The sequence below is a fragment of the Trinickia violacea genome (assembly GCF_005280735.1).
Taxonomy (GTDB): Bacteria; Pseudomonadota; Gammaproteobacteria; order Burkholderiales; family Burkholderiaceae; genus Trinickia_A; species Trinickia_A violacea.
Window position 1 is genome coordinate 1243653 of the sequence record NZ_CP040077.1, and the last position, 15267, is coordinate 1258919.

General features: G+C 65.0%; 14 protein-coding genes. 2 read left to right on the forward strand and 12 right to left on the reverse strand.

What is annotated here, in order from left to right; translation table 11 throughout:
- Positions 1–10: 10 nt before the first annotated feature.
- From FAZ95_RS05685 to FAZ95_RS05695, 3 genes are all read right to left on the reverse strand, one after another.
- The gene (locus FAZ95_RS05685) at positions 11–1303 is read right to left on the reverse strand and encodes an O-antigen ligase family protein (protein WP_437437719.1); all 1293 of its coding nucleotides are present in this window, start codon (positions 1301–1303) and stop codon (positions 11–13) included.
- Positions 1304–1533: 230 nt separating this feature from the next.
- Positions 1534–2376, reverse strand: coding sequence for a glycosyltransferase family 2 protein (locus tag FAZ95_RS05690; protein WP_137331559.1), 843 nt, complete (start codon positions 2374–2376; stop codon positions 1534–1536).
- A gap of 138 nt (positions 2377–2514) precedes the next feature.
- Positions 2515–3312, reverse strand: a complete 798-nt coding sequence (locus FAZ95_RS05695; RefSeq protein ID WP_254699816.1) for a glycosyltransferase family 2 protein — start codon at positions 3310–3312, stop codon at positions 2515–2517.
- Positions 3313–3502: 190 nt separating this feature from the next.
- Between FAZ95_RS05695 and msbA the strand changes: the two genes are divergently transcribed.
- On the forward strand, positions 3503–5284 hold the full coding sequence (msbA, locus tag FAZ95_RS05700; RefSeq protein ID WP_137331561.1) for a lipid A export permease/ATP-binding protein MsbA: 1782 nt from the start codon (positions 3503–3505) through the stop codon (positions 5282–5284).
- A gap of 90 nt (positions 5285–5374) precedes the next feature.
- Here msbA and FAZ95_RS05705 read toward each other — a convergent pair whose 3' ends face one another.
- Positions 5375–5689, reverse strand: coding sequence for a hypothetical protein (locus tag FAZ95_RS05705; RefSeq protein WP_137331562.1), 315 nt, complete (start codon positions 5687–5689; stop codon positions 5375–5377).
- An 18-nt stretch (positions 5690–5707) separates the two neighbouring features.
- Entirely contained in the window at positions 5708–5866 is a 159-nt protein-coding gene (locus FAZ95_RS39200; protein WP_175425526.1) for a hypothetical protein, read from the reverse strand.
- A 218-nt stretch (positions 5867–6084) separates the two neighbouring features.
- Between FAZ95_RS39200 and FAZ95_RS05710 the strand changes: the two genes are divergently transcribed.
- A complete protein-coding gene (locus FAZ95_RS05710) occupies positions 6085–6264 on the forward strand; it encodes a hypothetical protein (protein WP_137331563.1) in 180 nt (59 codons plus the stop codon).
- A 126-nt stretch (positions 6265–6390) separates the two neighbouring features.
- Here the strand turns inward: FAZ95_RS05710 and FAZ95_RS05715 are convergent, their stop codons facing one another.
- The 7 genes from FAZ95_RS05715 to FAZ95_RS05745 all read right to left on the reverse strand — a co-directional run bounded on the left by FAZ95_RS05715 (position 6391) and on the right by FAZ95_RS05745 (position 15236).
- Positions 6391–7632, reverse strand: coding sequence for an ammonium transporter (locus tag FAZ95_RS05715; protein WP_217497427.1), 1242 nt, complete (start codon positions 7630–7632; stop codon positions 6391–6393).
- A gap of 396 nt (positions 7633–8028) precedes the next feature.
- Entirely contained in the window at positions 8029–9540 is a 1512-nt protein-coding gene (locus FAZ95_RS05720) for an MdtP family multidrug efflux transporter outer membrane subunit (RefSeq protein ID WP_137331564.1), read from the reverse strand.
- Positions 9533–11635, reverse strand: coding sequence for an FUSC family protein (locus FAZ95_RS05725; protein ID WP_137331565.1), 2103 nt, complete (start codon positions 11633–11635; stop codon positions 9533–9535). The genes FAZ95_RS05720 and FAZ95_RS05725 overlap by 8 nt, the downstream gene beginning before the upstream one ends.
- Positions 11636–11644: 9 nt before the next feature.
- Positions 11645–12700 (reverse strand): multidrug transporter subunit MdtN, encoded by a 1056-nt coding sequence (gene mdtN / locus FAZ95_RS05730; RefSeq protein ID WP_137331566.1) that lies wholly within the window; start codon positions 12698–12700, stop codon positions 11645–11647.
- Positions 12701–12720: 20 nt separating this feature from the next.
- Positions 12721–13005 (reverse strand): YtcA family lipoprotein, encoded by a 285-nt coding sequence (locus FAZ95_RS05735; RefSeq protein WP_137331567.1) that lies wholly within the window; start codon positions 13003–13005, stop codon positions 12721–12723.
- Between the two features lie 120 nt (positions 13006–13125).
- Positions 13126–14595, reverse strand: coding sequence for a ribonuclease G (rng, locus tag FAZ95_RS05740; protein ID WP_137331568.1), 1470 nt, complete (start codon positions 14593–14595; stop codon positions 13126–13128).
- Positions 14596–14600: 5 nt separating this feature from the next.
- Complete coding sequence (locus FAZ95_RS05745) at positions 14601–15236, reverse strand: Maf family protein (RefSeq protein WP_137331569.1); 636 nt, start codon at positions 15234–15236, stop codon at positions 14601–14603.
- Between the last annotated feature and the right edge of the window lie 31 nt (positions 15237–15267).

The window sequence follows — 15267 nt, forward strand, 5'->3', positions numbered from 1 at the left end:
TGCCGCGGCGCTAGGCTTGCCGCGGTGCAGGCGCGGCGCCGCCTTGCGTGGCTTTCACCGCGCTGGGCGCGCGATACCCGCACCCAAGCAGAATGCCGGCGAGCAGGACCAGCAAGTGTCCTTCCGCGAAATCCAGCAGGAGCGAGTTCGCCAGGCAACTGATGGCGAACGCCGTGAGCCAGCCGAGCAGCAATTGTTTGGAGCGCGGATCGAGTGCGAATGCGCCGCGTGCGATCTGCACGAGCAGATTGACGAACAGCGCCAGGCCGATTGCGCCGAGCTGCACCGCCATCAGCAGATATTCGTTGTGCGGATTCGCCGTGAGCAGTCCTTGCGCCTCGGTCTTTCCTGCGCTCAATTTCGCGAATTCGACGCCGAGGCCGCCTGCGCCATAGCCGATCAGCGGCCGTGCGCGAATCAGTTCAAAGCACTTGTGGTACCACTCGAGCCGCAGCCCCGTGGACGTGATCGCGTCGGTCTGCCGGTATTCCTTCACTTCGGTGGCCACCTGCAGCAGGCGTCCGCCCTTCATCGTGCACGCGACGCCCACCAGCATTCCCGCGGCGGCGATCACGGCGCAGACGTAGAGCGCGGCGCGCATGGGCGATTCTTGATGCTTGCGCCATGCGAAGCGCAGCGCCGTGTACAGCATGAAAATCAACGCGATGATTTGCCCGGTGCGACCTTGCAGCATCACGAAAACGTTGACCAGTGCCAGCGCCGCGATCGCGGCGAACAGGATGCGGGCCCGGGCATTGCGCGTCGTCAGCGCGAGGTCGATGGCCTGATGAAACAGCAGGGCGCCGAAGAGGCCCGCCGCGATATGGTTCTTGAACACCCAGGCGCGCGAGAGCGGCAGTTGCGTGGCGTGCGCGGGGCCGATCGCGGTCAGGCCGAGGTAGTTCGTCGTCGACAGCAGCAGGATCACGCACAGTGTCACGAACCAGCTCCAGCGGACGATGCCGTCCCACTTCGAGTTCTTGAACGCGATGACCGCAAGCGGCAGCAGCAGCAATTTGTCGTACTTGCCGACCCACGACCAGGCTTCGTGATTCGGCGCGACCGTATACGCGACGCTCGCCATCAGCGCCGCGAGCAGCAGCAGCGCGGAGACTGCCGCGCCGTGACGAAGAAGCGAAGGCAGATTGCGCCAGAATTCCGGCGCGCTCAGGAGCGCGAGCGCGAAAAGCGCGCAGGCGATATTGGTGAATGCCGTCGAGACGGGCACCATGCACAAGGCCGTGACCGCGAAGACGCGTGCAGCCGTCAAGCGGTGCGAAGCGTTTTGCATGACTGTAGACATTGACGTTCGGTGGGGCGAAGCGTGGGTTGGCGCATCGCTTTACGCTGAGGTAAGCGATGCGTCCCGAAAATCGGCCGGGGCTGCGATCCAGCCGGGGCTGCGGTCCGGAAAGCGCACAAGTATACGCTATGCGGCTGCCCTATCTCGTTTTGCCGATCGACCATCTGCCCCTTTGATGCCGGCGAAGCGCGGTGTTGTGCCGTGTTGTGCCGTGTTGCGCATTAGGCGCGCTAGCTGAACGCGCGCTTGATGCGCGACTTCAGCAGCGCGCGCTTGAGCCGCCCCGTTTGCTCCGGCTCGGCCACCTCGAGCCGCTGATCGACCGGCTGTCCGCGGCGCAGGTAGTAGCGGTCGAAAGTCGCCTGCGTCATGCCCCACTTGTTCAGGAACTGGCGGCGTCCGTCGTTCTTGACGATCTTGCCCGTGCTTTTCTGCTGGAAGTGATAGACGAGACTGTCGCCGACGCCGAGGAACACGCGGCAGCCCGCGTCCCACAGCTTCATCGAAAAATCGTTGTCGCTGCTCATGCCCGGGCTCAGCTCGCTGCTGTACCCGCCCACCTTGTGCCACCAGTCGCGGTGCACGAGCGTCGGCGGCCAAGTGGCGCCGCGCCAGTCGGCGCGTACGAGCTGCGGGGCGGCGGCGACCAGGTCGGCGGCGCGGAACGCGTCCGCGTCGCGTCCGAAGTCCTTCACCACGACGCATGGATTGCCGGTATCGACCGGTTCGATCATCGTGCCCGACAGCAGGAACAGGTCCGATGGCATCTGCTCGATGCGGCGCGCAAGTGCGGCGTCCCAGCCAGGGCAGCAGTACATGTCGTCGTTCATGTAGACGACGTATTCGCGCGTCGCGCGCGCCGCCGCGATATTCACCGCGTGGCAGATGCCGATATTGGCCGGCGACGCCGTGTGTTCGATGCCCTGTTCGCGCACCCAGGCGAGCGTGCCGTCCGAGCCGTCATTGACGTGGACGATGATCTGATGCTCGTGCGTCGAGTTTTGGCGGAGGCTCTGGACGACGCATTGCAGATAGGGAAGGTTGTTCCAGGTCGGGATGATGATTGAGAACATCGAGATCGGGTGTCGGTTGTCGTGGGCGCGTCAATGCGCCGGGGCATCGAGGCGCTGAGCTGCCGGAGCGCCAAAAAAACAGGCTGAATTGTACCGCCCGCCGTCGAGCCGGCTCGTTTGCGGCGAGACTCGGTCGATTCAGGTCGGGTCGTTGCGCTGCCCAGTCAAACCGAGCTTGAGGAACCGGTAGTAGACGGTCTCTGCGTTGAAGACGGCGATCATGAACCCCGCGCGGCCGTCCAGAAAGCCGCGCCGCAGCAGGTAGGTGCGGATGAAGGCCCACGCGCCGCGCCCGAGCGCCTTGCCGAAACCGCCGCGCTGGCCCGCCGTGCGGCGTTGGCGGGCGCCGGCAGTCGAATAAGCGTCGAGCTTGCGCAGCACGGTTTCGAAGTCTTCGTACGAGTAGTGCATCAGCTTGCCGGTCAGGCGCGCGGCCGGTGCCTCGAACACGAGGCGCTCGTGCACGAGGTCGTCGGAGAAGCGCGCCGCGCCGCGCTTGAAGAGGCGCGGCACCCAGTCGGGATACCAGCCGCTGTGGCGCACCCATTGGCCGCAGAAGCTCGAGAGACGATCGACCGCGAAGACCTCGACGCCGGGTGCGCCAGGGGTGCTGATCGCGGCGAGAATCGATGCCGCCAGCTCGGGAGAGACGATTTCGTCGGTGTCGATCGAGAGAATCCAATCCGTCGACAGCGCCGCTACCGCGCGGTTCTTTTGCGGGCCGAAGCCGGGCCAGTCGGGTTCGGCGATCACGCGGGCGCCGTGCGCTTGAGCGATCGATACCGTGTCGTCGGTGCTGCCGCCGTCGATGACGACGACCTCGTCGGCAAAGGCAAGCGCCGCGAGGCATTGCGCAAGCCGCCCCGCCGCATTGTGCGCGATGAGGGCGACGCCGAGGGTCGGGGCGGCGGGGGAGGCGGTGGTCGTTGGCTGCACGTCGGAATCGGGTCGCATCGGGATTGGGTGAGCGCGAGTATACCGGGCGGCCAAGTTCGCCCGGCCACACCGTTTGGCCGCCGGGCGAAGAAGGGCGGGACAGCTATAATGCTTCGATTTTTCGCACTGTCCGAATACCCCCGCTTACCTTCACGAGAAATGGGCGTAAGCGGGAGTTAAAGGGAATTCCTTGGAAACCCAATCCACTCTGAGAAAGCCCGCCGACGCCGCGCGGGCGCCGACGTCCGCGGTGATGAAGCGGCTTTGGCCGTACATCCGGCCGCTCATCGGCGTGCTGCTGCTCGGCATTGTCGCGATGGCGGTCAGCGCCGCGACCGACGCCGGCATTCCCGCGCTCCTGAAGCCGCTGCTCGACCACGGCTTCGGCTCGAACGCGAGCAAGCACTCCGTGTGGTTCGTGCCGATCGCGGTGATCGGCCTCGCGCTCGTGCGCAGCGTCTCGTCGTACGCGTCCAATTACCTGTTGCAGTACGTGTCGAACCGCATCCTGCTGCAAATGCGGCTCGACATGTTCAACCGCATGATCCACACGAGCACCTCGTTCTTCCAGCGCGAAACGGCGAGCACGATCATCAACGCGATCGTGTTCGAGGTGAACCAGATCCTGAACGTTTTGATCAGCGTGCTGATCACGCTCGTGCGCGATTCGCTCACCGTCATCTTCCTGCTCGGCTACCTGTTCATTCTGAATTGGCGCCTGACGCTGATCGTTGCGGTGATCCTGCCCGGCATCGGCTGGATCACGAGCAAGATCAGCCGGCGTCTGCGGCGGCTCGGCCGCGAGCATCAGTCGCTGACCAACGACCTGTCGTACATCGTCGAGGAGACCGTGGGCGGCTACAAGGTCGTGAAAGTGCACAACGGCGAGGACTACGAGACTCGCCGCTTCACGGCGATGAGCAAGCGCCTGCGCGGCTATCAGATGCGGATGACCGTGGCCGGCGGCCTGGCGCAGCCGCTCACGCAGTTCCTCGCATCGATCGCGCTTGCGATCGTCATCACGATCGCGGTCGTGCAGTCGGTGCACGATCAGACGACGGTCGGCGGCTTCGTCGCGTTCGTCACGTCGATGCTGCTGATCATTTCGCCGCTCAAGCACCTGATCGACGTCAATCAGCCGCTGCAGCGCGGGATGACCGCGTGCGAGCTGATCTTCGGCCTGATCGACGAGCCGCTCGAACCGGCCGGCGGCGACCGCAAGCTGGAACACGCGCGCGGCGACATCGAATTCCGCGACGTGTCGTTCAACTATGGCGCGACCGACCGTCCGACGCTCGACCGCGTGTCGTTCACCGTGAAGCCGGGCGAGATGGTCGCGCTTGCCGGGCCGTCGGGCAGCGGCAAGACCACGCTCGTCAATCTGCTGCCGCGCTTCTTCTGGCCGACCGGCGGGGAGATTTTGATCGATGGCGTGCCGATCGACGAGTACGGCGTGCACGACCTGCGCAGCCAAATGGCGATGGTGAGTCAGGATGTCGTGCTGTTCAACGATACGATCGCCGCCAACGTGGCCTACGGGCAGGCGCCGGACCGCGAGCGCGTCGAAGCCGCGTTGCGGGCTGCGAATCTCGCCGATGCGGTCGCGATGATGCCGCAGGGCATCGATACGCTGATCGGCGGCAACGGCATGCGCCTGTCGGGCGGACAGCGCCAGCGTCTGGCGATCGCGCGCGCGATCTACAAGGACGCGCCGATCCTGATTCTCGACGAGGCGACTTCGGCGCTCGATTCGGAATCGGAGCGCCATGTGCAGGCCGCGCTCGAAACGCTGATGAAGGGGCGCACGACGCTCGTCATCGCGCACCGTCTGTCGACGATCGAGCGCGCGAACCGCATTCTCGTCATGGAAAGCGGGCGCATCGTCGAGCAGGGCAGTCACGACGAGCTGCTCCAGCATGGCGGGCTCTATGCGCACCTGCATCGCATTCAGTATCAGCAGCAGGCGGCGTAGCGCGCGGGTCCCCGCTTAGCGTCCGAGCTGGCGCAACCGGACGCCATCATGCAAAGGGCCTCGTGACGAGGCCCTTTGCTTGTGTACCGCTCAGACGCCCCCCGTCACGAGCGGCAGTACGGTCAAATCAGGGTGCGTCCCGTCGACGATGCTGCGCCCGATATGAACGCCCTCGTACAACGCGTCGGCCGCGCTCTTGAACGTCTCTTCGCCGTCGGCATGAAACGGCACCGAATGGCCGGGGAGCTTCGGGTCCGCGCCCGGGTGGCAGACGTAGCCGATGTAGGTATAGCGGTCGCCGGGCTGCGGCGCCTGATTCTCAGGCTGGCCCTTCACAAACGGGGCCACATGGATTTCGAATCCTTCGTATGCTTCCATTTGCCACTGCGCGTGTTCGTCGGACATGCTGGTCTCCGTTCTCAGTCAGTGCCGATGCCACATCCGGTCCCAGAGGCGATGCCCGTCCAGCCGCGAGAGCAGCCGTTCCCTATGATGTTCGCGCCGGTAGTGCGAGGTCACGAGGATCGCGGCCACGATCAGCACGATCAGACCTACCACTGTGCTTTCTATCGATACAGCCATGGCAGCCTCCATCGAAGTCACCTGCATCTAAAAATTCTAGGTGATCCTCGCGGGGAACAAAGGGGGGCGGAGCGGTCAGCCGGGAAGGGGAGATCTGCGCTCGATGCCGCGCCTATCGTCCGACGGAAATAAATATGCCGTTACGCAAGTCACAATTCGCCCTCGAACGGCGGGCCGCCCGTGTCTATCTAATACAAACAACGACTGGGAGAGCGACTATGGGCAGACTTCTGATCGCCGCCGTGCTGCTCGGCGGACTGTCCGGCTGCGTCGTGGCGCCGCCACCGCCGGGCTACGGGTACGCGCCGGGCTACTACTATCCGGGCTACTACTATGGACCGACGGTCAGCGTGGGCATCGTCGGCGGCTGTTGCTGGCATGGCGGCTGGCACCACTGACGCCGCAAGCGTAACCAAATGTAAGAGCGGCGCTGCTCCATGGTCCCATGAGGCAGCGCAGCGGTTCAATCGATCCGTGAACGGATGTCTAGCGGAGCCCTGGCGCCGCACGTTTCATGCATCGACTCACGCATCGAGATAGGCGACTTCCCCGTGCAGTTCGGTATCGAGCCCGCGCTGCGCCGCCTCCGCGCCGACCTTCACGCGCGTCACGCGATCGATCAGCCACAGCATGCCCCAGGTGAACGCGAACGCCCAGATGCCGGAGACGATCACCGCGACGCATTGCTTGAAGAAAAAGTCGGTGCCGCCGAGCAAGAGGCCGTCGGCGCCGTTGGCATTCCACGCCTTCGACGCGAACACGCCAAGCAGGATCGTGCCCGTCAGGCCGCCCACACCGTGCACGCCCCAGACGTCCAGCGCATCGTCGAGACCGAGCTTGTTCTTCAGCGCGACCGCGTAGTAGCAGATGAGCCCGGCGGCCACGCCGATGATCGCGGCGGTGTCGAGCGAGACGTAGCCGGCGGCCGGCGTGATCGTCGCGAGACCCGCGACCGATCCGGTCAGGAGCCCGACGAACTTCGGTTGCCGCGCGTTCAGCCATTCGATCAAGAGCCATGTGACGGCCGCGAACGAGGCGGCGACGTCGGTGTTGAGGAACGACGAAGCGGTCACGGCATCGATGCGCAGTTCGGAGCCCGCGTTGAATCCGTACCAGCCGAACCAGAGCAGGCCCGAGCCGAGCGCGATCAGCGGCACGTTGTGCGGCTTGTGCTCGACGCTATGACGACGCCCGACGTAAAGCACCGAAGCGAGCGCCGCGAAGCCGGCCGTGTTGTGCACGACGATGCCGCCGGCGTAGTCGAGCACGCCCCACTTCGCCAGCAGTCCTTCCGGACTCCATACCATGTGCACGAACGGGAAGTACACGAGCACGAGCCAGCCGGTGAGGAACAGGAAGTACGCCTTGAACGTCACGCGGTTCGTGAAGGCGCCAGTGATCAGCGCCGGCGTGATGATCGCGAACATCATCTGATACGCGACGTGGACGACGAGAGGAATGCCGGCGTCGTTGCCCTGGAACATCGTTTGCAGCGTGATGCCGCGCAGGAACGCGTAGTAGGTCGGATCGCCGACGATGCCGTGCCACGTCGGGCCGAAGCACATCGAATAGCCGAACGCGAACCAGAGTACGGTCGTCCAGGCGAGCGAAATGAAGCTCTGCATCATGATCGCGAGCACGTTCTTGCGCTCGACGAGGCCGCCATAGAAAAACGCGAGCCCCGGCGTCATCAGCATGACCAGGCTCGCGCACAGCAGCATGAAGGCGGTATTGCCGACGTTGATCGGCATCGAAGCGGGTAGCACAGCGCGTCTCCTTAGTTTGTGGGTGACGAAAAATATGCTGTGGAGGGAGGGGGCGCAATACGCCGTGCGTCTATAGTCGGGTTCAGCGCTCGGGTATGGGTCCCGCGCGACAAGGGGAGCGCGCGAGGGCAACGGGTAAACGTGTAGGCGGACGCATCGCCGATCAGCGGCTTCCTGGCCGCTCAGCGCCATGCGCCGACGCCGTTCAGCGATCCTGTCACCGATGTCGCCGATTTGTATCTGATCCCGAGCGCGCCGACGCATGACGAAAAGCTGCTGGCGCTCGCGGGGAGTGCGGCCGCTTATCTGGGGTATGCGGCGGCGTGAGACGAACCTCGGCGGCATGCTGCAAAAAACACGGCATATCGCAGTCAGCCGCCATACCGCCCGCGCCGTTCAACGCGGCTTCAATTCCACTGGCGGATCGGCACGATAGCCGCCGCCCAGCGCCTTCGCCAGCGCGATTTCCTGGCTGAGCCTTTGCCCGTTGATGTCGAGAAGCGCCGCCTGCTCGGCGATGACGGGCAGGCGCGCTTCCATCGCCGTGAAGCGGCTGCCGAGCCCGCGCGCGTAGTGCGCCTCGGCGCTGTCGCGCACGAACGTCACGGCCTGCACCTTTTGCGATTGCAATTGCGCTTCGGTATCGAGATCCTGCAGCCGGTTGCCGGTCTGCGCGACATCGCGCACCGCGTCGAGCACCGCCTGGTTGTATTGCTCGATAAGCGTGTTGCTCACCGCGCGCGTGCCACTCAAATTCGCGTTGAGGCGGCCGCCGTCGAAAATCGGCAGATACAGCCCGGGAATGAAGTTGATCTGCTGGCTCGCATGCGTGAACAGGTCGCCGAGATGCAGCGCATCGACGCCGAAGAACGCCTTGATGTCGAAGCTCGGATAGAACGCGGCTTTGGCGGCGTCGATCCGGTGGAACGACGATTCGACGTACCAGCGCATCGCCTGCAAGTCGGGACGCCGCGCGAGCAAATCGTAGGAGAGCGTCGCCGGCAAGCTCGCTTGCGATTGCTGCGGCAGCGGCACGGGTTCGATATCAGGCAACGTGTCCGGCCCGGCGCCGATCAGCGCGCGCAGCGATTCGCGAAACTGCTTGACCTGCGTCTGCGCCGCAACGATCTGCCGCGTGACGGCAAATTGCTGCGCGCGCGCTTCTTCGACCCGGGTCCGCGGCTCCAGGCCGCGCGTCGCGCGCGCTTCGTGGGTCTCCACCGCGAACGCCGCGACTTGCCGGGATTGATCGAGCAAGTCGATCAGCGCATACGTGGTTTGGATGCCGTAGTAGAGCTGCGCGACATCGGTCGAGATTTCGAGTTCGACCGCCGATTCCTCCGCGAGCCGCGCGTTGTGCTCGCCGAGCGACGCGGCCACCAGCGCGCGCTGCTTGCCCCAGATGTCGACGTTCAGGCTGGCGCCGAGTCCGACGATGCCTTCGGTGTACCAGGGGCCGGAAATGCCGAGCGCCGGGTTGTTCCCCGCGAACGGCCCGATAAAGCCATTGGCCGACACGTGCTCGCGATCGAGCAGGGCGAGCGCGGTCACCTGCAGGCTGGACCCCGCCTTGACCAGTTCGACGTTCGATTTCGCCTGCGCGACCCGTGAGCGCGCGATCACCATCGTCGGCGCATTGGCGAGCGCGCGGTCGATCAGGGCGTCGAGCTGCGGGTCGCCGTAGACCGCCCACCAGCGCGCGGACGGCCAGCCTTCGCGCGCGAGATGGATGTCGTCGGCGAGGCGGATCTGGTCGGGCTGAATCAGCGCGTCGGGCTTGCCGTTCGTGTGGATCAGCGCGCAGCCCGCTAGCGCGCCGAGCAAGCATGCGGTCAATAAGAGGAAGCTCGCAGTCAGTACGCGGCCGCGATAGAACGTAGACCCCCAGGGACGCTGTCGCTTAATCATGTTCGGCGGACTCGCGCAGGGTTGCGGGCGGCGGCGGGGCGAGGTTCCAGTCCGGCAGGCCCGCCACCTCGCGTGCGAGGTGGCGCGCGCCGGTCAGCAGCACGGTCGGAGAAGCGTCGCCCGGTCGCGCGGGAACGTCGATGAGGCGCGGAGCGAGTGCGATGGGCGGGTGCGAGGCCAAGTCGTCTGCGTAGCGGTCGAGCTGCGAAGCCGCCTGCTCCTGAACCGCGCGCACGGTATCGGACATGTCTTGGCTTGCGCGCGCCTCGGGCGTATCGAGCGCATTGTGAAGCGCGTTGCCGGCCAGCATGATTTCGCGCCCTTGAGCGAGCACTGCTTGCGCGCGAAATGTCATCTGCGCCTGCTCGCCTTCCTGCCAGCCCGGCTCGAGCGCGACGCGTGTGAGCGTCGCTTCGCAGTCGGTCAGCACGGCCCAGGTCCGCAATTGCTGCTGCGCATAGGCGAGTTGCTCGGGCGTCCCGGCGCCGGTCACCGGCGCGCGCAACGACGCGGCGATGGGACGCAGCATCGACGCCAGCTTCTGGCGCAGCACGTCGCTTTCGCCTTCCCGCCAGAACGCGACCTGGACGACCGTCGAAACGCCGACGCCCAGCAGAATCCCGACCATCCGGTCGCGGATTTCGGTGAGATTCGTGGTCGGTCCGAACTGCGCGAGCAGCGACAGCGAGAACGTGAAGAGGACCTGAAGGCCCGCGTAGCCGATGCGCTCCGATCCGGCCGCGATCCACGCGGCGAACGCGACGACCGGCAACACGACGAGCAAGAGCCCGACGATGTCGTCGAGATGCGGGATCACGAAGACCACCATGAAAAGCGCAAGCGCACTGCCGCCGAGCGCGCCGCCGATGCGCAGCAGCGCTTTTTGCGTCGACGCCCCGAGGCTCGGCAGCGCGACGATCAGGCAGGTCAGCATGATGGTGTGGATGCCTTGCCAGTCGACCGCGTTGTAGAAGACGTAGCCGATCAGCACGGCGAGCAAGGTCTTTAGCGAAAAGCGCGCGTAGACGGGATTGGTGAACGCGTCCGGGACGACCATCGGCTCTTTCGCGGGCGCATTGCCTGCGGCGTCGCCGCGCGCGCCGAAATCGCCGAACGCACGCAGCGCACGCTGCATTTCGCCTGCGGCGGCGGGCGCGTCCGTGACGTCTTGCGGTTGCTGTGCGGTGGTGGCGGTGATTCGATAGGGGTGGCCAGAGGCGATCGCCTCGTCGAGCGCGCGACACTCCGCGCGCAAGGCGCTCAAGATCCGCAATTGCGCGGCAGGCCTGTCCTGGTGGTCCATCGGCAGCTCGCTCGCGCCGTGATACACGCGCGACACCGTCGCGATGCACGCCAGCTGATAAGCCTGCTCCTCGCGAGACGCGGCACCGCGCATCCCGACGAATTTGAGCAGCTTCTGCAATGTCATCGCGCCTTGCTGGATCGCGAACGGCGTGATGGGCTCGGGCCGCCCGCCACCGTCGATCAGATAGGTGAGGCGCGCATCGACCGCCGCCAGTTGCCGGTGCATGGCCGCCTTCAATTGCTCTGCCGGCTCGGCGGGCAAGAGCAGCGTATTGATCACGAGCGTCACCGCGATCGGATAGTTCACGGCGACCCAGACCCACAGCACGGCGCGGACCAAGAGCTCCGCCTGATCGGTCTGGTCGACGAAGCTCTGCACGTAGATGACGACGATCGCGACGATGAAGAACACGACGCCGATCTTCAGAACCCGCATCAGATAGACGCTGCAGAAGAGCAGCACGCTGGCCACGACGATGCGGATCAGCGGGTAATCGAACGTGAACTTGAGAAGCAGGATCGAGCTGCCGATCGCGAGCGTCGATCCGAGGATGAACATCACGCCCACGAGCTTCGTCAGCACCACATTCGATTGCGTGACGTAAAACACGACCAGGAGCGACAGCGCGACTTCGGGCACTTCGAGCGTCATCGACGCCACGAGCACGATCGCGCTCGTCAACACCGAGCGCAGCATGACGTTCGCGCGCCCGGGAAACGGCGCGAATTCCGCCTGCAGAAACCGGCCTGCATCGAGCACCGGGTCCGGAACGTAGTCGGATAGGTTCATGCCGGCGGCTCAGTGATGGGCGTCGTCGCTGCTTGAACGGTGCAGCACGGCAACGGCCGACGTGCCGACGCGAAACAAGTCCGGGTTCGGATTCTCGACGAGAATCTTGACGGGAAAGCGTTGCGAAACGTGCACCCAGTTGATCGTGCGCTGAATGCGCGGCAGCTCGCCGGGCAGGGCGAGGCCGCCTTCGTCGGACGACACGCCGTAGCTGATCGAGTCGACCGTGCCGCGAAAGCGCTGGTCCGTGTCGCTCATCAAATAGACGGTCGCGGGCGTGCCCGCGTGGACGCCTTTCAATTCGGTCTCGCGAAAATTCGCGACGACGTACCAATGGCGGGTGTCGATCAACGTGAACACCGGCTTGAGCGCGGAAGCGAATTGGCCGGTCGAGGTTTTGAGCGAGACGATGCGGCCGTCGAACGGCGCGCGCACCGTCGAGTATTCGAGGTTGAGCTCGGCAATCGCGATTTCGGCCTCGACGACCGCGCGCTGCGCGACGAGCGCATCCACGCCGCTGACCGCCGCCGCGGCCTGCTGCGCTTGCAGTTGGGCGGCGCTGAGTTCGGCGGCCGCGGCGCGCTGTGCGGTGCGCGCCTGGTCGACGTCTTCGGCGGACACGTAGCCCGGCTTCAAGAGCGGCTCGGTGCGGTGCAGCGTATCGGCCGCCTGGTTGGCGGCCGCTCGCGCGCGCTCGACCGCGGCGCGCACCGATTCGGCGTTGTACTGCTGCGCGTTGACGCTGCGCTGAGTGAGCTCGATTTGCCGGTCGAGCGCGACGAGCGAGGCTTTCGCGCGCGTCAGCGCATCCTGGTACGGGCGCGGGTCGATCTGAAACAGGAGGTCGCCTTGCTTGACCGCCTGATTGTCGTGCACGGCGAGTTCGATGATCTTGCCGTTGACCTCGGGCACGACGTCGATCGTGTCCGCGTAGGCGTAGGCGTCGTCGGTGCGCGGTGCGCGATCCAATAGCCAGATCACGAAGATCAGGAGCGCCAAGGTGACCACGACCAGCACGATGGCCGGCCATGTCTTCTTAGGTGGCTTGCTGACGGTTGTCGCCATCGAATCTGCCCATCACGGGTTCAACGTTGAAAGAAAATCAGCCAGACAACGAGTGCGAGGAAGGTCACGAGGGTTGGGTAGACCACCCCGGGCGGACTCAGCCACTGCGTGTTGCGCGTCCGCGCCAGAACGACATAAAGAATGACCGCAAGCACGACGCTTGCGACGATGCAGAACAGCCAATCAGGAAAGTAAGCGCCGAGCACGCTGATGGACGGCGCATTGGCGCATCCGCCGGTGAGGAGGGCCGTGACGACGACAACCCCGGTCGTCACGGCCGCGCCCCCCGTTCTGAAGAGCCGCATAGATTTGCTCCACAGTCGTCAAGATCGTTCAAATCAGGGCGCGCGTGGCGCAGGGTCGATGAATTCTGCCTGAGTTATTCGGAACGTGACAAAAAAGGTGACGCTGATCTTACATGTGCTTTACATCAGCACAATGTCGTACTGCTCCTGACTCAAATTCGACTCGACTTGCAGCGACACCGGCTTGCCGATGAAGTCGATCAGCATCGCGAGATGCGGTGACTCTTCGTCGAGAAACAAATCGATGACTTGCTGCGAAGCGACCACGCGAAACTCGCGCGGATTGAACTGGCGCGACTCGCGCAGGATTTCGCGCAGCACGTCGTAGCAAACCGTGCGCGCGGTCTTCACTTGGCCTTTGCCCTGGCAAACCGGGCAGGGCTCGCACAGCACATGCGCAAGCGATTCGCGCGTGCGCTTGCGCGTCATCTCGACGAGCCCGAGCTGCGAGAACCCATTCACCGTCACCCGCGTGCGATCGCGAGAGAGCGCCTTCTTCAGCTCCCCAAGCACCGCATCGCGATGCTCGGCGTTTTCCATATCGATGAAGTCGATGATGATGATGCCGCCCAGATTGCGCAGCCGCAGCTGCCGCGCGATCGTGTGCGCGGCCTCGAGGTTGGTCTTGAAGATCGTGTCGTCGAAGTTGCGCGCGCCGACATAGCCGCCCGTATTGACGTCGATCGTCGTCATCGCCTCGGTCTGGTCGATCATCAGGTAGCCGCCCGACTTCAGATCGACGCGCCGTGACAGCGCGCGCTGAATCTCGGCTTCGATGTTGTACAGATCGAAGAGCGGCCGCTCGCCGGTGTAGTGGTGCAGCTTCGAGCTGACGGCGGGCGTGAACTCGGAGGCGAACTCCGCGAGCATCTGATGCGTCTCGCGCGAATCGACCTGGATGCGCGTGGTCTCGTCGTTGACGAAGTCGCGCAGCACGCGCTGCGACAAGTTCAGGTCCTGATACAGCAGGCTGGTCGGCGGCAGGCGCTGCGCTTGCGCCACGATCGTCGTCCAGGTCTTGCGCAAGTAGGCGACATCGGCCGCCAGCTCTTCGCTGGTCGCATCTTCGGCGATCGTCCGCACGATGTAGCCGCCTTTCTCGTCGACGGGCAGCACGGCCGTCAAGCGGGCGCGGATCGCTTCGCGCTCGGCTTCGCTCTCGATCTTCTGCGAGATGCCGATATGCGGCTCCTGCGGCAGATACACGAGCGTGCGGCCCGCGATGCTCACTTGCGTGGATAGCCGCGCGCCCTTCGTGCCGATCGGATCTTTCACGACCTGCACCATCAGCGTCTGTCCTTCGAAGACGATCTTCTCGATCGGCTGATGCGGTGTTTGAGCCTGCGATTCGCCCGCGATGCGCGGATGCCAGATATCGGCGACGTGCAGGAACGCGGCGCGCTCGAGCCCGATGTCGATGAACGCGGACTGCATGCCGGGCAGCACGCGCACGACCTTGCCGAGATACACGTTGCCGACGCGACCGCGCGCGACCGTGCGCTCGACATGAAGCTCTTGCACGGCGCCTTGCTGGATCAGCGCGACGCGCGTTTCCTGCGGGGTGACGTTGATCAGAATCTCTTCGTTCATGTCTGTTAGAACTCGACGCGAGCCGTGCGCAGCAACGCGGCGGTCTCAAAAAGGGGCAGACCCATAATACCTGAATAGGATCCGTCGATACGCTCGATAAACTCGGCTGCGCGGCCTTGAATCCCGTAGGCGCCGGCTTTGCCGAGCGGCTCGCCGCTCTCGGCATAGCGTTGCAGCGCGGCGAGCGGGGCGGCGGCAAAGCGCACCGTCGAGCGCGACAGCGCGGGCGGCAGCAACTCGCCCGTGGCGTCGATCACGGCGAGCGCCGTCAGCACTTCGTGCTCGCGGCCCGCGAGCCGCGCGAGCATGTCGACCGCGTGCTCGACGTCATCGGGCTTGCCGAGGATCGCGCCGTCGATCGTGACGGTTGTGTCCGCAACCAGAATCGGCGCGGCGCGATGGCCGCCCGCGACGAGCCGTGCGCGCGCCGCTTCCGCCTTCGCGACGCACACGCGTAGCACGTAGTGATCGGCGGCTTCGCCGTCCTGCTCGGCTTCGAGCGCTTCGGCGTCTTCATCGGGACGGGGCAGCAGCAGCTCGAAGCGCACGTTGAGCTGCGAGAGCAGTTCCTGGCGGCGCGGGCTTTGCGACGCGAGATAGACGAACGGGTGGCGTGAAAGAGGGGAGTTGTCTTGCGGCATGTGTCGTTCTCATAGGACGCACTGTGGCGCG